This is a genomic window from Tenacibaculum singaporense (assembly GCF_003867015.1).
GTDB lineage: Bacteria > Bacteroidota > Bacteroidia > Flavobacteriales > Flavobacteriaceae > Polaribacter > Polaribacter singaporensis.
The window spans coordinates 3,249,398-3,269,581 of sequence record NZ_CP032548.1 but is presented as its reverse complement, the minus strand read 5'-3'; the positions used below and the strand labels follow the sequence as shown (position 1 = coordinate 3,269,581).

The following is a 20,184-nucleotide window of genomic DNA, read 5'->3' as shown; positions in this document are numbered from 1 at the left end:
TTTTGCCAAATGATGCAGATTACAGAACAAGAATTGTTAGAAAAATTAAAGGTAAATTTTGGATATGATAGTTTTCGTTTAGAGCAACAAGCTATTATCGAAAATATTTTAGCAAAAAAAGATACGTTGGTTATTATGCCAACAGGAGGAGGAAAGTCTATTTGTTATCAATTACCAGCCTTGTTTTTTGAAGGTGTTACGTTGGTGATTTCTCCATTAATAGCTTTGATGAAAGATCAAGTAGATAGCTTGAGAGCAAATGGAATTTCTGCTACTTTTTTTAACAGTAGTCAATCTACAGAAGAGCAGCAACAAGTATTTGATGCGATAGCTTCAAAAAGTATAAAATTATTGTACGTCGCACCAGAAAGTTTATCATTACTCCAAAATGTGTTAAATCAATCTTATATAAGTTGTATTGCTGTTGATGAGGCGCACTGTATTTCTGCTTGGGGGCACGATTTTCGTCCTTCCTACAAGCAATTAGCATTTTTAAAAAAGTCATTACCTGAAATTCCGATTGTAGCATTAACAGCAACTGCAGATAAAGCTACGCAACAAGATATTTTAGAACAGTTAGCTGTACCTAATGCTACACAATTTATAAGTTCTTTTAACAGAGAAAATATTGCTTTAGAAGTACGTCCTGCAAATGATAGAGTACAACAAATTATTAAGTTTATTCAAAGAAGACCTAATGAAGCAGGAATTATTTATTGTTTGAGTAGAAAAGCTACAGAACAATTAGCTAGTAAACTGCAACAAAACAATATTGATGCAAAGGCATATCACGCAGGATTATCTTTTGAAGAAAGAGCTAAAACTCAAGAGGCTTTTATTAAAGATGATTGTGAAGTAATTTGCGCGACTATTGCATTTGGAATGGGAATTGACAAATCGAACGTTCGTTGGGTAATACACTATAACATGCCTAAAAACATTGAAGGCTATTATCAAGAAATTGGACGTTCTGGTCGTGATGGATTACCTGCAAAGGCTTTATTATTTCATAGTTATGCAGATGTTATTCAACTACGTCAGTTTATAGAGAATACCGGAAATAAGGAAGTTCAAGAGGCAAAATTAGAACGTATGAAGCAATTTGCTGAAGCCACCGTTTGCCGAAGAAAAATATTACTCAGTTATTTTGGAGAACTGATTGAAGAAAACTGTGGGAATTGTGATGTATGTAAGAATCCACCACAATTTTTTGATGGAACAGTTATTGCGCAAAAAGGACTCTCAGCTATTTACCGATTACAAGGAAAAGAAGCTATGGGAACTGTTATCGATGTACTTAGAGGAGCAAAAAATGCCACGGTTTTAGATAGAAACTATGATAAGCTAAAAACCTACGGTGTTGGTAACGATATTTCTTGGAGAGATTGGCAACATTATTTAATTCAGTTAACTAATCAAGGATATTGTCAAATAGCTTTTCATTTACATAATAGTTTGCAACTTACAGAGTTCTCAAATAAAGTGCTTTTTGAAGGTGAAAAAGTACAATTAACAACTCCAGTAGCGTTTACAAAAGAAGTAAAAACGGTAACAAAAGAGAAAAAGAAAAAAGCAGTTAAGGATACGTTATTTGAGCGTTTGCGAAAACTACGTTATCGCATTGCCCAAGAAGAAGATATAGCCGCCTATTTAGTTTTTAATGATGCTACACTTAAAGAAATAGAAAATGAACGACCACAATCTGACGAAGAATTTCTAGCAATAAGTGGAGTGGGACAGCGAAAATTGGAAGTGTATGGTGCTGAGTTTATGGAAGAGATCAAAACTTTTTTAAACGAAAAGAAGAAAACTAAAAAAGATACCACTTTAGAAACGTTTAAGTTATATAAAGAAGGATTTACGGTTGAAGGAATAGCAGAGAATCGTGGATTAAAACCTACCACTATTTTTTCTCATTTATCTAAGTTATACCTAGAGGGAAAAGATGTGAGTTTGGATGAGTTTATAGAGGCAGATACATTAGCTTTGGTAGCAAATGCCAAAAAAGTATTGAAAAATGAGACAGCTTTAAAACCTTATTTTGAATTTTTAGGAGAACAAGTTCCATATGAAAAAATACGAGTAGGATTGACCATTTTACGAAGGAAAGGATAGTGTATTATGAACGAGGACCATTTTCCTATTGATGCTAATTCAGACGCTATTTTAAACTTAGAAGAGAAAATCAAAGCGTTAAAAGGTAAGATTGAAGCAATTAAAACCAAGCTGTTTCCTTTTGAACAATCGTTACGAAATTCAATTGCTGATTTGTTAATAGAAGAACGAGAGTTAACAATTTTATATAAAGCACAAAAGAAAGCTAAAAAGGAAAAAAGGTTAGCACAAAAGCGAAAAGGTAAAAATTACAAAGAACCTACAGGTATTGTACCTGTTTCGAAAAAAGAAGAAGTAGAGAAAGCCAATCAGAAAGAGAAGAAGAGATTATATAAAGAAGCAATGTTGTATGTGCATCCTGATAAATTTTCGATGCAAGAAAATGAGCAACAAAAAGCATTAGAAACAACAACAAAGCTGATTGAAATATATCAAAACGGAAGCTTGGAAGAGTTAGAGGCTTTTCATGCTCATATTTTTGGAGGTAATACAGCGTTGAGTTTTAATAAAGATATAACATTAGTAAAAAAAACAACTAGTAATACTAGATATTTAACAAATGAGGTAGAACGTTTAGAAAAGCAATTAACCAATTTGTTAGATAGTTATACTTATAAAGTTTTAACAACATACAAAAATCCTATGTCATTTGTTGAGGAACTAAAAGTCTATTATGACGATAGAATTTTTAAACTTCGTAAACGAACCAGAACAAAAAAATAAACCAGAATTATAAAAGAACAATTCTGATTTATGATTAATTAAGAAGTTTTTAATTCTTCCATTTCTTTAATAATATCGTCTAGTTTTGATATAAGACTGTGATATAAAATTCGAGTAGAGATGTTGTATACCACGAAACCAATAACTCCAGTCACAATTGCTACGATGAGTCCAACTCCTATAATGTCTAAGAATGAAGAGTCACTAGAAATATAGTTAGATAAAAAACTTTTCTCTTTCACACCGTAAGCCAGAGCAAAAATTGATAGAATAGCTAGTGGAATTGCAAAAACAAATAACTTTTTTGTGGCTTTAGATACCGAGTTAATTACACTTCTGTAGTTCTTTAAATATGTTAAGTTGTCAGATTTAACATCAATAGTCTTAAATCTTTTTAATAATCTTGTATTAAAGAAGTACAAGCTTAGGATTAAAAAAGCACCGTATGCACCAATAATAGTTTCAGATAAAAGAATCCCACCGATAACTACAATTCCTGCCATAGGAAGCAATCCTTTATTGTCAAACTCGTAGGTTCTTCTAATTTTATTAATAACCGATTTAGATTTCTGGTTGTATATATCGTTAATTTTTGGAGCTATTAATGATTGTTCGTCAAGAAAAGCTTCATTCCATCTTTTTTCAATTGATTTTTCCATCTAATATTATTTTTAATTGTTTTTTAATTCTGTTAATACGTACTGCAATATTGTTAGCGCTAGTTCCAATAATTGCAGCAATTTCTTTGTAAGGATTTTCTTCTAAATGCAGTAAAATTATCGCTCTGTCGACTTCAGATAATTTTTTAATAGCATCATATAACAAGTTTAAATCTTCGTTTTGAAAAGCTTTATTATCCTCCGATAAATTGGGAGTTTTCTCTAAAGAATATTCTTTTTTAGCATTTCTCTTCGCTAAGGTTAAACAAACATTTAGCGTAATTCTGTATATCCAAGTAGACCATTTCGATTTGTTTTGGAAAGCATCTCTGCTTTTCCATATTTGTAAACAAGCTTCTTGATAAAAGTCTTCAAAGTCTTCCTGAGAGTCCGTATAAGCTCTACATATTTTAATAATAATACCAGCATGTGGTAAAATGGATGTTATATAAAAATCGTTACTCAAAATTTGGTTTTCTTGATAGGTATTCTGAAAAGTAAAATTATTACAAGAAAGTTTAATTTTTTTTGAAAATAAAAACCTTACAAAATTAATTGTAAGGATGAAGTTTGACAATGAGGTAATAGAAAATACTATTTTATGGGTTATCTGCTAATCACATCAGAGGTAATTAGTGTTTTTCTTCTTTCTGCATGTTCAAGTACATATCTCATTCGTTTAATTTGTCCTTTGGTAAATACATTCATACATCTATCATCAGTAAGATTCATATAGTTGTTTACAGGAGCAGGTTGTCCGTCACAGGCTTTAGGAATTGTCCCATCACAACCATCAATAGAACTACTTACAGGTGGTGTGTCTTCAATAAAATCGTCATGGTCAGAACAAGGTTTTCCTTCAAGAGCAGCTCCCCAAATATGTAATAAACCTAAGAAATGTCCCATTTCGTGGGTTAATGTTTTACCAAGATTGAGACCTCCAGAAACATCGGATTTTCCAAAGTGATGAACATTAATTAAAATACCATCACCTATGGTTTTTAACTCATCTTTTATTCCAGGTAAGTTAGTAGTAGGAAAAGAAGCTGCGCCAGCAAATGTATTAGGGGCATACCCGCCATATACCCATATGTTGATATATTTATTAGGGTTCCAATATTCAAACTCAGGAAGCCAATCAAATCTGTCTTTATCACCTCTTACGGAAGTGTTGTCGTAATAATTAATACGGTTAATTCCGTTAGTTGGGTTTCCGTTAGGATCTATTTCTGCAAGTTTAAATTGAATAAATGAGTCACTACTAAGTGGGGAATTGTTTTCTCCTAAAGTGCCTGCTACTCTTCTAAAGTCGTGATTTAAAGATTGAATTTGTTCTTTAATACGTTCGGTAGCTAGGTTAAAGCCTTCGCCTATACTTTCTCCGCCATGTATTATGTGTACGACTACGGGTAAGGTGTAGACTTCTAAGTTATCTAAAGGAGGTTCTGGATTTTCTGGTAAATCAATTTTAGTTTCGCTACTGCAAGCAAATAGTAAAGAGAAAAGAGTAGTTATTAAAAAGGTTTTTTTCATAGAATTAATGGAGTTGTATCAAATTATTATTGACTAGACGCTATAGAAAGCGAAAGGTTGCGTGTAATTTTTTTATTTAACATTTTTTTATTTTAAAACAAAAGTTTAAGGAATAGAAACTCTTTAATAAAGAAGACATTTAAAAGTATAAAAGCCTCACTTAAATTTAAGTGAGGCTTTAAATATTTATTTAAAGGCATTGCCTTTTACATGTTTCGTCTGTATTGACCACCAACTTCAAATAATGCAGAAGTAATCTGACCTAACGAACAAACTTTAGTAGCATCCATTAATTTTTCAAAAAGATTTTGATTGTTAATAGCAGCCGATTGCATTTCAGATAAAAGTTGTTCTATTTTATCTTCATGAGCTTTATTTAAGTTTTCTTTCGTTTTGATTTGGAATTGTTTTTCCTCTTCCGTAGCACGAATTACCTCTTGTGGAGTAACCGTTGGAGAACCTTTAGAACTTAAGAAGGTGTTTACTCCAATAATTGGGAATTCACCTGTGTGTTTCAAGGTTTCGTAGTATAAACTCTCTTCTTGAATTTTAGAACGTTGGTACATGGTTTCCATAGCACCTAATACACCACCACGTTCCGTAATTCTGTCAAACTCAGTTAATACAGCTTCTTCTACTAAATCGGTTAATTCTTCAATGATAAATGAACCTTGAATTGGATTTTCATTCTTAGCTAATCCTAATTCTTTATTGATGATTAATTGAATTGCCATCGCACGACGTACAGATTCTTCTGTAGGCGTCGTAATGGCCTCATCATATGCATTCGTGTGTAATGAGTTACAGTTATCGTAAATCGCATATAACGCCTGTAACGTTGTACGGATATCATTAAAATCAATTTCTTGCGCGTGTAGTGAACGTCCAGAAGTTTGAATATGGTACTTTAACATTTGTGCTCTTGGGTTTGCTCCGTATTTATGTTTTAAAGCTTTTGCCCATATTTTACGAGCTACACGACCAATTACAGCATATTCAGGATCAATACCGTTAGAGAAGAAGAATGATAAGTTTGGCCCAAACTTATTAATATCCATTCCTCTTGATAAGTAGTATTCTACGTAAGTGAATCCGTTTGCTAGTGTTAAGGCTAACTGTGTAATTGGATTTGCACCAGCTTCTGCAATATGATACCCTGAGATAGATACTGAGTAGAAATTACGAACATTTTTCTCAATAAAATATTCTTGAACATCTCCCATTAAACGTAATGCAAATTCCGTAGAGAAAATACACGTGTTTTGTGCTTGGTCTTCTTTTAAAATATCTGCTTGAACCGTACCGCGTACTTGTGCTAAAGTGTTTGCTTTAATTTCAGCGTATACATCTGCAGGTAAAATTTGATCACCTGTAATACCTAGTAACAACAAACCTAATCCGTCATTACCTTCTGGTAAATCACCATTGTATTTAGGTCTGTCAATACCTTTATCGTCGTATAACTCTTTAAGCTTTGCTTCAACCTTTTTCTCTAGTTTGTGCTCCTTGATGTATTTTTCACAATTCTGATCGATTGCAGCATTCATAAAGAATCCTAATAACATTGGTGCAGGACCATTAATGGTCATAGAAACCGAAGTCATAGCATGACTTAAATCGAAACCAGAGTATAATTTTTTAGCATCGTCTAAACAACAAATAGATACCCCAGCATTTCCAATTTTACCGTAAATATCAGGTCTGTGTCCTGGGTCGTTACCATATAGTGTAACCGAGTCAAATGCAGTAGATAAACGCTTTGCAGGCATTCCCAAACTTACATAGTGGAAACGACGATTGGTACGTTCTGGTCCACCTTCACCCGCAAACATACGTGTAGGATCTTCTCCAGTACGTTTAAACGGATACAAACCTGAAGCATAAGGAAATTCTCCTGGAACATTCTCTTGTAAATTCCAACGTAATAAATCACCCCAAGCTTGGTATTTTGGTAACGCAACTTTCGGAATTTGTGTATGCGAAAGTGACTTTGTATGAGTTTCTATTTTAATTTCTTTATCACGTACTTTAAACGAGTAAATAGGATCTTTGTATTTTTTTACTTTCTCTTGCCAGTTTAAAATAACTTCCCAGTTATGTGGGTCAAGATTTAGTTTTACTTTATCGAATTGAGCAAATAATAATTTTATAAATGGTTGTTCTTCCTCCTGAACTTGTTTCTGAATAGCATCTTGGTCAATTCCGTTTTTAGTAAGGAAAGATTCCGTCACTTCGTTTGGAATGACAGATAAGATGGTTTGATAGATTCCGTATAATTTCTGAGCTACTTTTTCTTGCTCATCAACTTTTTTATCGTAAGCGCGGTTGTTTTCTGAAATTTCAGATAAATAACGTGTTCTACTAGGTGGAATTACAAATATCTTTTCAGACATTTCTTTTGTAATTTCAAAAGTAGATTGTAAATCAGCTCCCGCCTTTTCAACCAATTTATCCATAATCGCTTTGTATAACGAGTTCATTCCCGGATCATTGAATTGAGATGCAATTGTACCAAAAACAGGCATGTCATCCATATGAACATCCCATAAATTATTGTTACGCATGTATTGCTTTTTTACATCACGTAAAGCATCTAAAGCTCCTCTTTTATCAAATTTGTTGATGGCTACTAAGTCAGCAAAATCAAGCATGTCGATTTTTTCCAACTGTGTTGCAGCACCAAATTCGGGAGTCATTACATATAAAGAAGTATCAGAATGTTCGATAATCTCTGTATCTGATTGTCCAATACCAGAAGTCTCTAAAATGATTAAGTCAAATTCCGCAGCTTTTAATACTTCTACTGCTTCATTTACATATTTTGATAATGCTAAGTTTGACTGACGTGTAGCTAATGAACGCATATATACACGTTCATTGTTGATAGCATTCATACGAATACGATCACCTAACAAAGCACCACCTGTTTTTCTTTTTGAAGGATCAACAGAGATTAATCCGATAGTTTTGTTTGGAAAATCAATTAAGAAACGACGAACTAATTCGTCAACTAAACTTGATTTACCAGCACCACCGGTACCAGTGATTCCCAGTACTGGAGTTTTAGAGTTTTTATTTTTTTTGTGAATGGTTTCTAAAGCTTCTTTAGCAACTTCAGGGAAGTTCTCAGCAGCAGAAATTACACGAGCAATACTGCCAACTTCTTTATCGGCTAATTTGTCTACTTCTCCATTTAATGCATCTCCAATGGCAAAGTCTGATTGTTGAACTAAATCGTTAATCATTCCTTGTAATCCCAATTCACGACCATCATCCGGAGAGTAAATACGAGTAATTCCATAGTCCATCAATTCTTTGATTTCCTCTGGTAAAATTACTCCACCACCACCACCAAATATTTTAATATGTCCAGCTCCTTTTTCTTGCAATAAATCGTACATGTACTTAAAGTACTCGTTATGTCCACCTTGGTACGAAGTCATAGCAATTGCATTTGCGTCTTCTTGAATAGCACAGTTAACTACTTCTTCAACGCTTCTATCATGTCCTAAGTGAATTACTTCAACCCCAGTAGATTGAATAATTCGGCGCATAATATTAATGGCAGCGTCGTGTCCATCAAATAAAGAAGCCGCAGTTACAATTCGTACTTTGTGTTTAGGTTTATAGGGAGTTATTTGTTCCATTCGTAAATTGTCTTAATTTTCGGGTACGCAATTTACGGAAATCTTAAAAAATAGACGGATGTTTTAACAATTATAAATAAGAAAGGAATGCCCATCTCTTTCGAGTAGAGATATATTCTAAATTATGTTCATTTTGATAAGCCTCTCGTTCAAAACTTAAATTGTTATAAGCTTTAGAAGCTCTGCGATAAATTAATAATCGGATAAACCATTCTAAGAAATAAAAGAAGTAAAAGAATATAATTAAAAGTTCTAACTGCTGTTTTAGGTGTATCTTCTCGTGGTTTATTAAAACGGGATCTCCTTTTAAATCTTCTCTTTTTAAAAAGATAAAAGGATATAAAGTCAATCCAGAAAAACCTTTTGGAATTATATGTTTAGAGATAAATATCACCTTAAATTTTATGGTTAATTATATAGCCGTAAAAATAGTTATTTTAATTTATATCATATTTAAAAGAGAGCTTAGTAAGGGGTTTCGATTGTTTTTATCCCATACAACTGAAAGTGTAGCGTGTTGTTTAATGTTATTTAATTCAATGAATTTAACATTCATATTATACCCTTGTTGTAAAGATTTAGGAACAATTGATAAGCCAAACTTATTTTCTACCAATTTATATATAGAAGCTGCGTGTATAGTATTATGAGATATGGTAGGAGTAAAGTTACTGTCGGTAAAAATTTGCATTACTTTTTCATAGTAAGATGGACTATAAGAAGGATCAAATAAAATAAAAGACTCGTTTTTTAATTGATGTAGGCTTTTAAAATTAGTGCTGTTTATACTGTGGTCTTTAGGTAGAACTAAACAAAAGTTTTCTTTTAATACAGGTTTAATATTTAATCCTTTAGGAACTCTGTCTAGTCTAACAAAACCGATATCAATTTTTTGATGTAATAAACTTTCAATTTGTTTTTGATTGTCCATTTCTTTTAGACCAAATTGTACATTTGTATGTTTTTTTTTTAAATTAACCAATAAGTTAGGTATAATTTCTTGCATAGCAGAACCAACATAACCAAATTCTAACTTTCCTTGTTTTCCATCTTGTAATAATTTAGCATGATTAATAATGTTATCTAGGTTTTTAAGGTTTCGAGAGATTTCATCTTTTAGATATAAACCAGCAGGAGTTAATACAACTTTTCTGTTATGCCTTTTAAATAACTCAATATTTAAATCATCTTCCATTTGTTTTATCTGTCTACTTAAACCTGGTTGTGAAATAAATAATCGTTCAGCGGCTTTTCTAAAATGTAAATCTTCAGCAACAGCTAAAAAATAACGAAGATGTCTTAATTCTAATTGATAACTCATAGTTATTACTTATTGATTGAAGAAGTATTGTTAAGCATCAAAAATAAGAGTAATTTTGTAAAAAACGAAAGGAATATGTTTAAATACGGAATAGATCATTTAACAGTAGATAAAGTAATTGCTATAGCAAGTGGAGCTTTAAAAGCAGTGATTACTGAAGAGGCTAAAGAGAAAGTAACTATATGTAGAAAAAAGGTAGAAACAATGGCAAGTTCTGATGCTGCGGTATACGGAATTAATACAGGCTTTGGACCTTTATGTGATGTGCAAATTACGCCAGAAGAGACAAGTAAATTACAAGAAAATTTATTAATTACACATGCAGTTGGTGTAGGGAATCCTATAGATAAAACACTATCTAAAATAATGATGATATGTAAGGTGCATGCATTGTGTCAAGGTTTTTCTGGGGTTAGATTAGAAATGATTGAGCGTATTATTTATTTTATTGAAAATAATATGTTGCCTGTAGTACCAGAACAAGGTTCAGTAGGAGCATCAGGAGATTTAGCACCATTATCACACCTGTTTTTACCATTGTTAGGAGAAGGTGAGTTTTGGGTAAATGATGAAATTTTACCAGCAAACGAAGTACTAGCTAGCCATGGTTTAGCTCCATTAACTTTAATGGCTAAAGAAGGATTAGGGTTAATTAATGGAACTCAATTTATTTTATCTCATGCCATTTTAGGTTTAAAGAAGATGGAATATTTACTAGATTTAGCAGACGTTGCTGGGGCTATGAGTTTGGAAGGTTTTCAAGGAAGTGCTTCACCTTTTAGAGAAGAATTACATACTATAAGGCCTTTTAAAGGAAATTTAAAAGTAGCTGAGCGTATTAGAATGCTATTGAAAGGGTCTCAAAATGTAGAGAACCATTTGGATTGTGAGCGAGTACAAGATCCGTATTCAATTCGTTGTATGCCACAAGTACATGGAGCGTCGAGAAATGCATTTAATCATTTAAATGAATTGGCTGAAATAGAAATGAACTCTGTAACCGATAATCCAATCGTTCTAAGTGAAACAGAAGCTATTTCAGGAGGGAATTTCCACGGCCAACCTTTAGCAATGGCGTTAGATTATGCTTCTATTGCTGCGGCAGAGTTGGGGAATATCTCTGATAGAAGATGCTATTTATTACTAGAAGGGAAATACGGATTACCAAGATTATTAACTGAAGCAGGAGGTTTAAATTCAGGGTTTATGATCCCACAGTACACAACAGCAGCTTTGGTTACGGAAAACAAATCGTTATGTTTTCCACCATCGGCAGATAGTGTTCCAACCTCATTAGGTCAGGAAGATCACGTGTCTATGGGAAGTATTTCAGGAAGAAAATTCAACCAAATTCTAGGGAATTTAGACAAAATCTTTGCGATTGAATTAATGTACGCAGCGCAAGCAATGGATTTTAGAAGACCTAATACGTTTTCAGAAATTATAGAAGAGAACTTTAAATTAGTTAGAAGTAAAGTAGCTAAGTTAGAAGAAGATCGTGTACTAAAAGACGATATAAATATTTTAGTAAACATGGTTAAGAATCAAAAATTCATTGTAGCATAAGCTTAAAAAAAGATTAGTATGACATTTAAAGAACAAATAAAACAAGGAATACCAACTACATTACCTCCAAGAAAGGAGTATGATACTACTATAAATCACGCACCAAAACGTAAAGAAATTTTAACTGAAGAAGAGAAGAAGTTAGCTTTACGCAATGCATTGCGTTACTTCGATAAAAAACAGCATGAAGAGTTGTTACCTGAGTTTAAGGAGGAATTAGAAAAGTACGGTCGAATTTATATGTATCGTTTCCGTCCTGATTATAAAATGTATGCACGTCCAATTGACGAATACCCAGGGAAATCTGAACAAGCAAAAGCGATTATGGTAATGATTCAAAATAATTTGGATTATGCAGTAGCGCAACACCCACATGAATTGATTACCTATGGAGGTAACGGAGCAGTGTTTTCTAACTGGGCACAATACTTATTAACCATGAAGTACTTATCTGAAATGACAGATAAACAAACATTGGTAATGTATTCAGGACACCCAATGGGATTATTTCCATCACATAAAGATGCACCAAGAGTAGTGGTGACGAACGGAATGATGATTCCGAATTATTCTAAACCAGATGATTGGGAAAAGTTCAATGCTTTAGGGGTTACTCAATATGGGCAAATGACCGCAGGAAGTTACATGTATATTGGTCCGCAAGGAATTGTACATGGAACTACTATTACTGTGTTAAACGGATTTAGAAAGATAGGAAAATCTCCAAAAGGAAATTTATTTGTGACTGCTGGTTTAGGAGGAATGAGTGGAGCACAACCAAAAGCAGGAAACATTGCAGGCTGTATTACGGTTTGTGCTGAGGTTAATCCTAAAATAACGCAGGTTCGTTTAGATCAAGGTTGGATTGATGAAAAAATTACTGATTTAGATGAGTTGGTAGCACGTGTTCGTAAAGCAAAAGAAAACAAAGAAGTAGTTTCTTTAGCGTACCTAGGAAATGTGGTAGATGTTTGGGAAAAGTTTGCTGAAGAAGATGTGTATATCGATTTAGGTTCTGATCAAACATCGTTACACAATCCATGGGCAGGAGGATATTATCCTGTAGATATGTCGTTTGAAGAGTCAAATGAGATGATGGCGAATAACCCTGAGTTGTTTAAAGAAAAGGTGCAAGAAACGTTACGTCGTCACGCAAAAGCGATTAATAAGCATACAGAGAAAGGAACTTATTTCTTTGATTACGGGAATGCCTTTTTGTTAGAAGCAAGTAGAGCAGGTGCGGATGTAATGAATCCAAATCCAACGTTGGGAAGAGAGTTCAAGTATCCTAGTTATGTACAAGATATTATGGGGCCTATGTGTTTTGATTATGGTTTTGGTCCTTTCCGTTGGGTATGTACTTCAGGAAAACCAGAAGATTTAGCCAAAACGGATGCGATTGCTTGTAAGGTATTGGAGAAAATTATGAAAAAGTCCCCAGAAGAAATCCAACAGCAAATGGCAGATAATATTCAGTGGATTAAAGGAGCGCAAGAAAATAAATTGGTAGTAGGTTCGCAAGCACGTATTTTATATGCAGACGCTGAAGGACGTATGAAAATAGCAGAAGCGTTTAACAAAGCAATTAAGAAAGGAAAAATTGGTCCAGTAGTCTTAGGTCGTGACCATCACGATGTTTCAGGAACTGATTCACCTTATCGTGAAACTTCTAATATTTATGATGGTTCGCGCTTTACAGCAGATATGGCAATTCATAATGTAATTGGAGATAGTTTTAGAGGAGCTACATGGGTTTCTATCCACAATGGAGGTGGAGTAGGCTGGGGAGAAGTAATTAATGGAGGATTTGGCATGCTTCTTGATGGTTCTAAAGATGCATCAAGGCGCTTAAAATCAATGCTTTTCTGGGATGTGAATAACGGAATTGCAAGACGTAGTTGGGCACGAAATGACGAAGCTGTTTTTGCTATTAAACGTGCCATGGAAGTTGAAAAGAAACTAAAAGTTACACTTCCAAACTTAGTGGACGATGCGTTATTAGAAAACATGTAAACCCTAAGAAAATGAAAAATTTAAAATTACTTTTTTTACCAATTGTAGCCTTACTAATTACTTCGTGTAGTTCAGTAAGAGTTGTAACGGATTATGATACACAAACTGATTTTAATCAGTATAAAACATTTGCATTTTACAAAACAGGAATAGACAAAGCTCCAATCTCTGATTTAGATAAAAAGCGTATTATGCGTGCAATTGAAGCAGAGTTGACGGCGAAAGGGATGACAAAATCGGCTACACCAGATGTTTTAGTGAGTTTGTTTACTAAGTCTCGTGAGCGTATTAATGTGAATGATAATTTCTATGGAGGGTTTTACTATCCATGGTATTATGGTCCAAGTCCAGTAACTGTTTCTCAATATACCGAAGGTACGTTGTTTATTGATTTGTTAGATGCTAATAAAAAAGAGTTAGTATGGCAAGGAATAGGAACGGGAGCTTTGAGTACAAGTAGTGTAGAAAGAAAGGAAGCTCGTATTAAAGAGTTTGTGGCTGAGATTATGGTGGAGTATCCACCTCATGCTAAAAAGTAATATTTAGAATTTTAAGATAATATAAATACGTTAAGCAGAAACATAAAGTCTGTTTAACGTATTTTTTTATGATATTTGTAGTATGAGAAATAAGATATTAAAACCTACTCCTGATGAGTATTATACTAATGAACAAGGATATAGGGTTTTTAAAGAAGCGTATCATTTAAGGCGCGGATATTGTTGTAGAAGTGGCTGTAAACACTGTCCGTATGGATATGATAAAAATACCGATAGTTTCAAATAAATGTGACAATAATTAGTTTATTGTTTCTAATAGATAAAATCAAACAAGTAGACATGAAAAAAATTACAGTATTCTTTATTGCACTTACTTTTATGGGGTGTTCAGAATTACAAAAAGTAGTAAATCAATTACCACAAGGAGGAATATTAACGCAAGAGCAAATTGGTAATGGTTTGCGTCAAGCTTTAGATAACGGGATTCAGCATCAAGTAACTAAATTAACCTCAAAAGATGGTTTTTATAAGAATGACTTGGTGAAAATTTTATTACCAGAAGAGTTACAAGCGGTTGATAAAGGATTACGCAGTATTGGTTTGGGTAATTTAGCTGATGAAGGTTTAAAAGCAATTAATAGAACTGCTGAAGACGCTGTAAAAACAGCGACTCCCATTTTTGTAAATGCTGTTAAAGAAATTACATTTAATGATGCTAAAAATATTTTATTAGGAGCAGATAATGCTGCAACTTCTTATTTAGAAGGAAAAACAACTTCAGCGTTATATGCTGAGTTTAACCCAGTAATTAAAAACTCATTTTCGAAAGTAGGAGCTGATAAAATTTGGTCAAATTTAATTTCAAAATATAATAGTATTCCGTTTGTTAAAAAAGTGAATCCAGACTTAACAGACTATGTAACAACTGAAGCGTTGGATGGTGTATTTACTATGATTGCGGTTGAAGAAAAAGGTATACGTAATAAAGTTGGGTTACGTAATACAGCATTATTGCGTCAGGTATTTGCATTGCAGGATAATAGATAAATTATAATTGTTTACTAGCAATTTTTTCAAAAAAGGGCTTTCTGTAGGTGTTGCCAATAGGAAGTTCTTTTTTTTGTATCCATAATGAATCGTTTTCAATTTTATCAATAGCCTTAATTGAAATAATGTATGACCTGTGTGTTTGGATAAAATTATCTTCAGGTAAACTACTTACTAGGCTTTTTAAGGTGCTATATGTAATAATTTGCTCATTTTTTAGGTAAACCGAAACGTAGTTTTTTAAACCTTCAATAAATAAAATATCACCTAAAAAAACTTTTGAAAACTTGTTTTTTCCATCTGTTTTTAGAAAGAAATAATCATTCTCAGTGTTCTGGTTTATTTTTTTGTCTGACTTGGTAATTTTTTTATGAACTTTTAAAACAGCTTTGTAAAAGCGATCAAAATCAAAAGGTTTTAGCAAATAATCAATAGCAGCGATATCGTAGCTTTCTAGGGCAAATTGAGGATAAGCGGTTGTAAAAATAATATTAGTTTTATTACTAATAATTTTAGATAATTGTATGCCTGTAATTTCAGGCATTTGTATGTCTAAAAAAACTAAATCAATAGTCCCTTTTTCTATTTCTATTAAGGCTTCTAATGGATTTGTGTAAGTACTGTTTACTGAAAGAAAAGGAACTTTATCTACATACTTCTCTAATAATCGGATAGCTGGCGGTTCGTCATCAATGATAATACAAGTTAGTTGTTTACTCATAATGGAAATTGTAGATAGGTGTTAAAAATATTATTACTTTGCTGAAAAGTTAGTGAAAAATTGTCATTATATAGAACTTCTAATCTTTTTCGAACGTTTTTAGTTCCAATACCTATTTCCATATATTTTTCAGAAGTATTTGTGTGGTTTTCAGTGGTAACTACCAAGCTGATATCATCAATAGTTATGTTTATATTGGCAGGTTTATTCGGGTTGTTTATAACTCCATGCTTACAAACATTTTCAATAAAATTGATTAAAATTAACGATGGTATTTTATAGCTTTTAGGATTTCCGTTAATAGTTAAACTAACATAAAAATTACTTTCATATCTACGTTTAAAGAAGTGTAGATAGTCATTAAGAAACTGTATTTCTTTTTCTAACAAAACAAAATTTTCAGATGTTTCATAGGTAACATAACGTAATAGATGTGAGAGTTTTAAAATATCGTTAGCAGTTTCTGGTTGTTCATCATATAATTCTATGTAAAAACCATTAAGTACATTAAATAAAAAATGTGGGCTTATTTGAGATTTTAAAGTGGTTAATTGTGCTTGTTGATGTTTTATTTCTAATAAATGAAGTTTGTTTTTGTTTTCTCTATATCTAAAAAATAAATATACCAGAGTGCTATATAATGAAGCTTTAAAGCTGAAAATGAAGCTATCGAAAAAATAGGCGAAAATTATGCTTTGATCATTAATATTGTAATTATTGATGTTGAATAATATGGGAGATAGAACTTCTTCTAGTAAAAAACGAATTCCTGCAAAAACAAAAACCATAAAAATAACCGAAGCTCCAAATAGTATATACTTTTTCGTATTAAAAAGACGAGGGAGTAAATAATAATAGTTAACAAAATATACCGTAAAAAAACTGATGCTAAATGTTAGTGTAAAAAGAAGAGAGTACTTTATCGGTAACTTATTAGATGAGGTAAAAAAATCCCAACCAAAATCTAATAAAATTAGTAGAGCTACAATAAGTAAGTTGTATTTTAATTCTTTTGAAAGCTTCATTATTCAAAAATAAGTGGAATATTCTTTAAGAGATTAAAAATAGGACAAATCAATGTTTTGTTATTATAAAAGCATGTTTTTGTAAAACTAACATGAGTTCTTTGTTAAAAGAAACTGCTTGTGTAAAAGAAACCGGAGTTGGTGTAATAAAAACTAATAGGTTGAATTAACAATGTATTCTTGTGTAGAATTTTAAAAACAAAAGAATGAAAAAATATTTAGTATTGTTATTAGGAGTATTGTTACAATTTTCTTGTCAAAATAAAGGAGAAAAACTACTAGATCAAGATCAGACTGTTTTAAAACCTTATGCATCTTATTACCCAAGTGATAAAACCAAAGTGTTAGTGGTTGGGACCTTTCATTTTTCTTATCCAGGATTAGACTATACTAAAACTAAAGAAAGTGATAAAATAGATGTATTGAAGGAACCAAAAAAATCCGAAGTAACAGAATTAGTAGAATATATCAAAAAGTTTAAACCAACTAAAGTAGCTATTGAAGCAAAACCAAGTTGGAATATGAATCAAAGTTATAAAGAATATAAAAAAGGAGCACATAGGAACGTTAGAGGTGAGGATTATCAGTTAGGAATGCGTATAGCAAATGATTTTAACTTAGATACTATTTACTCTATAGACGCAAATACATTAAGTAGTGATTTGTCTAAATTAAATCCTGAGTTTATTAAGGAGTTGTCAAAAGGTTATGATTTTAAATCTGAGGATCCTTATAGCAAAATGGTTCAAAAATCATTTGATGAGGATGCTAAAATGCCTTCTAAAGTGAATTTACTAGAATATTTTAAACACATGAATTCTATTGAGGGGCACAAAAATAACTACGGTGCTTATTTGGTTGGAGACTTTAAATTGGATAATAATAGAGGTGTAGATTTTTTATCTATTTGGTGGTATAACCGTAATCTTCGAATTTTTAGAAATATTCAGAAAATAGACCATACAAAAGAAGATAGGATTTTAGTAGTTATAGGTAATGGACATGCGTCTGTATTAAGGCATGTGATAGAATATTCCCCAGAATATGAGTTTGTTGAGTTTAATAGTTTATAGAATAAATAGAAGAAATTTATATATTAAAAGTTTAGATATAAAAAACAAAATGAGAAGTAAATAAAGTGACAAAGTTTCATCATTGAAATGTAAGGATATTTTCAAGTGTTAATATAATGCAATGAATTATGATGATAGAATATTTATAATTTCTGGAGGGGGCATATACAGTATTTTTTGAAGATTTTATGAGTAGAAGTATGATTTATAAATTACAGAATCAGGAAGGTTAGTTGAAATAAAAAAGGGTTTTTCCCTTTTTTATTATTTCAAAGTGTTTTATATGGTTGTAAATCAAATAAATATGTATATTTATAATCCGTGTTAACCCAATTAGAAATGTCAAGAATTAATCAATTACGTAGATACAGAAAACATCTTGAAGAAAGATATCGTAGATTGGTTGAGACAGCTAATGATTATAAATATGAAGATGAGTGCAAAAGTGATCGCTCAGCATTCAAAGCAATGAAGATATTAGAGAAGCTAAATAGAATAAAATATTTAGATGAGGATATGTCAAACCCCGTTGTGTAACTCCTTAAAGTAATCAAAAGCTTTTAATAGTCTACTACCGTACCAAGAAAAGTATTCACCATCAACTAAGATAGGAGTGCTTTTGCTTGCGTGCTCTTTTATTTCAATAATATGTTTTTCTTTAAAAGGAAAAGGTTCTGAAGAAAGTAAAATCAGTTCTGGTTTTTTCTTGTAGATATCTTTTAAGTTAACTTCAGGGTATCTTACTTCATTGGCATAAATATTTTCAAACTTATTTAATTCTAGTAAATGGTTTATAAAAGTATTATTAGCAGCAACCATCCAGGGATTTCTCCAAATAAAATAAGCTACTTTTCTATTTCTTTGATTTGCAATAAACTTTTTAAAATCAGTTATTTTTGATTCTAATTCACGAATCATTTTTCTGGCTTCAACTTGCTTTTCAAAAAAACTCCCATAAAGAGAAATTAGCTCTAAGGAATCAGTAAGTGTAAAAATATCAGATACATGAGTGAATGCTATTTGTTGGCAGGCTTCAACTATTTCTTTAGTGTTTTCTTCTTTGTTACATAAGATTATGTCAGGTTGAAGTTCCTTGATCTTATCTATTTTTATATTTTTTGTACCACCAACTACTGTTTTTGTTTTTAAAAGATGTTTTGGGTGAATGCAGAATTTTGTTACTCCCACAATGCTGTCTTCAAGTCCCAAATCAACCAAAAGTTCTGTTTGACTTGGAACCAAAGAAATTATTTTTTTATACTTTTTATCAATACTCATTAAGCAAAAGTAAGGATTCAAAAAGAAAGAGTAATTATTTAACTCCCATGAGTTCTTGAAAGTCTTTTTTATAGCTTTTGCTTACTCTGAAAGTTTTATTATCATTGATTTTTACATCTGTTTCACCATAATTAGAAGTAATAATTTCATCAATAAAATTAGAGTTGATAATTGTTGATCTGTGAATTCTAATAAAAAGGTTAGAGTTTAATCTTTTTATTATACTTGAAAGAGATTCTCTTAATAAGTATTTCTTATTATCGGTAGTAAAAATTTCTACATAATAACCAGAAGCAGAAATGTATTTAATAGAATTTCGTTCTAAGAAAATTATTTTATTTCCAGATTTAATATTAATCTTGGTTCCTTTTACGGGTATTTCAATTGGAGTTTTTTCTTTTACAAGATCTAAGATGTTATCTAAGCTAGAAAGGTTTTCTATTTTTTTATAATCTATAACCTTTTTAATTGAAGCGTAAAACCTGTCTTCCTCTAGGGGTTTTAAAAGGTAATCAAAGGCAAAATAATCAAAAGCTTTTACAGCATGCTCATTAGAAGAAGCTGTGAAAATAAAAATAGGTTTTTTAGGTAAAGTTATCTTTTCTATAATATCAAACCCTGTCATGTTGTTGATTTTTGTATCAAGATAAACTACATCAGGATTTAAAATATTTATTTTCTCTATGGCATCCAAACCATTTGAGCATTCATCTACAATTTCGATAAAACTATAGTCATTAACTAATTTTTTAAATCTTGACCTAGCAGCTTTTTCGTTGTCAACGATTAGAATTGATATTTTCATATACATTTTGTTTTCTTGTAGCTATAACAGCTAAAACTAGGAGATACCCTAACTTTTAATTTATTAAAGTTTAGTTAAATGAATATTAAAACTTTAATTATTTGTTAAAGCTTATAGTCTGATTATAATTAGTAAATAGAAGGGATTTGCTTACTTAT

Annotated in this window: 19 protein-coding genes; 9 read left to right on the top strand and 10 right to left on the bottom strand. The window is 31.7% G+C overall.

Annotated elements, in window-relative coordinates:
• Window positions 1-9: 9 nt before the first annotated feature.
• Both recQ and D6T69_RS14725 read left to right on the top strand, forming a co-directional pair.
• On the top strand, window positions 10-2,115 hold the full coding sequence (recQ, locus tag D6T69_RS14730; protein WP_240628326.1) for a DNA helicase RecQ: 2,106 nt from the start codon (window positions 10-12) through the stop codon (window positions 2,113-2,115).
• A 6-nt stretch (window positions 2,116-2,121) separates the two neighbouring features.
• Window positions 2,122-2,838 (top strand): hypothetical protein, encoded by a 717-nt coding sequence (locus D6T69_RS14725; RefSeq protein ID WP_125068717.1) that lies wholly within the window; start codon window positions 2,122-2,124, stop codon window positions 2,836-2,838.
• 38 nt (window positions 2,839-2,876) lie between these two features.
• Here D6T69_RS14725 and D6T69_RS14720 read toward each other — a convergent pair whose 3' ends face one another.
• The 6 genes from D6T69_RS14720 to D6T69_RS14695 all read right to left on the bottom strand — a co-directional run bounded on the left by D6T69_RS14720 (window position 2,877) and on the right by D6T69_RS14695 (window position 9,998).
• On the bottom strand, window positions 2,877-3,497 hold the full coding sequence (locus D6T69_RS14720; RefSeq protein ID WP_125068715.1) for a hypothetical protein: 621 nt from the start codon (window positions 3,495-3,497) through the stop codon (window positions 2,877-2,879).
• Entirely contained in the window at window positions 3,481-3,963 is a 483-nt protein-coding gene (locus D6T69_RS14715) for an RNA polymerase sigma factor (RefSeq protein ID WP_047788669.1), read from the bottom strand. The genes D6T69_RS14720 and D6T69_RS14715 overlap by 17 nt, the downstream gene beginning before the upstream one ends.
• Before the next feature lie 140 nt (window positions 3,964-4,103).
• Entirely contained in the window at window positions 4,104-5,030 is a 927-nt protein-coding gene (locus tag D6T69_RS14710) for a M43 family zinc metalloprotease (protein ID WP_125068713.1), read from the bottom strand.
• Between the two features lie 206 nt (window positions 5,031-5,236).
• Window positions 5,237-8,677, bottom strand: coding sequence for a methylmalonyl-CoA mutase family protein (locus D6T69_RS14705; protein WP_125068711.1), 3,441 nt, complete (start codon window positions 8,675-8,677; stop codon window positions 5,237-5,239).
• A 70-nt stretch (window positions 8,678-8,747) separates the two neighbouring features.
• A complete protein-coding gene (locus D6T69_RS14700; RefSeq protein ID WP_125068709.1) occupies window positions 8,748-9,071 on the bottom strand; it encodes a hypothetical protein in 324 nt (107 codons plus the stop codon).
• 48 nt (window positions 9,072-9,119) lie between these two features.
• A complete protein-coding gene (locus D6T69_RS14695; protein ID WP_125068707.1) occupies window positions 9,120-9,998 on the bottom strand; it encodes a LysR family transcriptional regulator in 879 nt (292 codons plus the stop codon).
• Window positions 9,999-10,073: 75 nt separating this feature from the next.
• Here D6T69_RS14695 and hutH point away from each other — a divergent pair, with 75 nt between their 5' ends.
• The 5 genes from hutH (at window position 10,074) to D6T69_RS14675 (ending at window position 15,124) form a co-directional block, all read left to right on the top strand.
• Entirely contained in the window at window positions 10,074-11,564 is a 1,491-nt protein-coding gene (hutH, locus tag D6T69_RS14690; RefSeq protein WP_125068706.1) for a histidine ammonia-lyase, read from the top strand.
• A gap of 18 nt (window positions 11,565-11,582) precedes the next feature.
• Window positions 11,583-13,577 (top strand): urocanate hydratase, encoded by a 1,995-nt coding sequence (locus tag D6T69_RS14685; RefSeq protein WP_125068704.1) that lies wholly within the window; start codon window positions 11,583-11,585, stop codon window positions 13,575-13,577.
• A gap of 11 nt (window positions 13,578-13,588) precedes the next feature.
• Window positions 13,589-14,116 carry a DUF4136 domain-containing protein gene (locus D6T69_RS14680; protein ID WP_125068702.1) on the top strand — a complete coding sequence of 176 codons (528 nt, stop codon included), beginning with the start codon at window positions 13,589-13,591 and terminating at the stop codon, window positions 14,114-14,116.
• A gap of 82 nt (window positions 14,117-14,198) precedes the next feature.
• A complete protein-coding gene (locus D6T69_RS16025) occupies window positions 14,199-14,363 on the top strand; it encodes a DUF5522 domain-containing protein (RefSeq protein WP_164506738.1) in 165 nt (54 codons plus the stop codon).
• Between the two features lie 53 nt (window positions 14,364-14,416).
• Window positions 14,417-15,124: a DUF4197 domain-containing protein gene (locus D6T69_RS14675; protein ID WP_125068701.1), complete on the top strand. Its 708-nt coding sequence runs from the start codon at window positions 14,417-14,419 to the stop codon at window positions 15,122-15,124.
• Window position 15,125: 1 nt separating this feature from the next.
• On the opposite strand, the gene D6T69_RS14670 is transcribed toward D6T69_RS14675, so the two are convergent.
• Window positions 15,126-15,845 (bottom strand): LytR/AlgR family response regulator transcription factor, encoded by a 720-nt coding sequence (locus D6T69_RS14670; RefSeq protein WP_125068699.1) that lies wholly within the window; start codon window positions 15,843-15,845, stop codon window positions 15,126-15,128.
• Window positions 15,842-16,870: a sensor histidine kinase gene (locus tag D6T69_RS14665; protein WP_125068697.1), complete on the bottom strand. Its 1,029-nt coding sequence runs from the start codon at window positions 16,868-16,870 to the stop codon at window positions 15,842-15,844. The genes D6T69_RS14670 and D6T69_RS14665 overlap by 4 nt, the downstream gene beginning before the upstream one ends.
• 206 nt (window positions 16,871-17,076) lie before the next feature.
• Here D6T69_RS14665 and D6T69_RS14660 point away from each other — a divergent pair, with 206 nt between their 5' ends.
• Both D6T69_RS14660 and D6T69_RS14655 read left to right on the top strand, forming a co-directional pair.
• Window positions 17,077-17,943, top strand: coding sequence for a DUF5694 domain-containing protein (locus tag D6T69_RS14660; protein WP_206197822.1), 867 nt, complete (start codon window positions 17,077-17,079; stop codon window positions 17,941-17,943).
• A gap of 321 nt (window positions 17,944-18,264) precedes the next feature.
• Window positions 18,265-18,480 carry a hypothetical protein gene (locus tag D6T69_RS14655; protein WP_240628324.1) on the top strand — a complete coding sequence of 72 codons (216 nt, stop codon included), beginning with the start codon at window positions 18,265-18,267 and terminating at the stop codon, window positions 18,478-18,480.
• Here D6T69_RS14655 and D6T69_RS14650 read toward each other — a convergent pair.
• Window positions 18,463-19,221 carry an ABC transporter substrate-binding protein gene (locus D6T69_RS14650; protein ID WP_125068694.1) on the bottom strand — a complete coding sequence of 253 codons (759 nt, stop codon included), beginning with the start codon at window positions 19,219-19,221 and terminating at the stop codon, window positions 18,463-18,465. The two genes, D6T69_RS14655 and D6T69_RS14650, sit on opposite strands and share 18 nt — an antisense overlap.
• 34 nt (window positions 19,222-19,255) lie before the next feature.
• Window positions 19,256-20,026, bottom strand: coding sequence for a LytR/AlgR family response regulator transcription factor (locus D6T69_RS14645; RefSeq protein ID WP_164506737.1), 771 nt, complete (start codon window positions 20,024-20,026; stop codon window positions 19,256-19,258).
• Window positions 20,027-20,184 lie beyond the last annotated feature (158 nt).

What these genes read in the sequence shown, in the direction of transcription:
- D6T69_RS14725 (WP_125068717.1), top strand. Translation starts at nt 2,122, where the DNA reads ATGAACGAGGACCATTTTCCTATTGATGCTAATTCAGACGCTATTTTA.
- D6T69_RS14705 (WP_125068711.1), bottom strand. Translation starts at nt 8,677, where the DNA reads ATGGAACAAATAACTCCCTATAAACCTAAACACAAAGTACGAATTGTA.
- recQ (WP_240628326.1), top strand. Translation starts at nt 10, where the DNA reads ATGATGCAGATTACAGAACAAGAATTGTTAGAAAAATTAAAGGTAAAT.
- hutH (WP_125068706.1), top strand. Translation starts at nt 10,074, where the DNA reads ATGTTTAAATACGGAATAGATCATTTAACAGTAGATAAAGTAATTGCT.
- D6T69_RS14695 (WP_125068707.1), bottom strand. Translation starts at nt 9,998, where the DNA reads ATGAGTTATCAATTAGAATTAAGACATCTTCGTTATTTTTTAGCTGTT.
- D6T69_RS14650 (WP_125068694.1), bottom strand. Translation starts at nt 19,221, where the DNA reads ATGAGTATTGATAAAAAGTATAAAAAAATAATTTCTTTGGTTCCAAGT.
- D6T69_RS14680 (WP_125068702.1), top strand. Translation starts at nt 13,589, where the DNA reads ATGAAAAATTTAAAATTACTTTTTTTACCAATTGTAGCCTTACTAATT.
- D6T69_RS14720 (WP_125068715.1), bottom strand. Translation starts at nt 3,497, where the DNA reads ATGGAAAAATCAATTGAAAAAAGATGGAATGAAGCTTTTCTTGACGAA.
- D6T69_RS14675 (WP_125068701.1), top strand. Translation starts at nt 14,417, where the DNA reads ATGAAAAAAATTACAGTATTCTTTATTGCACTTACTTTTATGGGGTGT.
- D6T69_RS16025 (WP_164506738.1), top strand. Translation starts at nt 14,199, where the DNA reads ATGAGAAATAAGATATTAAAACCTACTCCTGATGAGTATTATACTAAT.
- D6T69_RS14710 (WP_125068713.1), bottom strand. Translation starts at nt 5,030, where the DNA reads ATGAAAAAAACCTTTTTAATAACTACTCTTTTCTCTTTACTATTTGCT.
- D6T69_RS14685 (WP_125068704.1), top strand. Translation starts at nt 11,583, where the DNA reads ATGACATTTAAAGAACAAATAAAACAAGGAATACCAACTACATTACCT.
- D6T69_RS14660 (WP_206197822.1), top strand. Translation starts at nt 17,077, where the DNA reads ATGAAAAAATATTTAGTATTGTTATTAGGAGTATTGTTACAATTTTCT.
- D6T69_RS14665 (WP_125068697.1), bottom strand. Translation starts at nt 16,870, where the DNA reads ATGAAGCTTTCAAAAGAATTAAAATACAACTTACTTATTGTAGCTCTA.
- D6T69_RS14670 (WP_125068699.1), bottom strand. Translation starts at nt 15,845, where the DNA reads ATGAGTAAACAACTAACTTGTATTATCATTGATGACGAACCGCCAGCT.
- D6T69_RS14645 (WP_164506737.1), bottom strand. Translation starts at nt 20,026, where the DNA reads ATGAAAATATCAATTCTAATCGTTGACAACGAAAAAGCTGCTAGGTCA.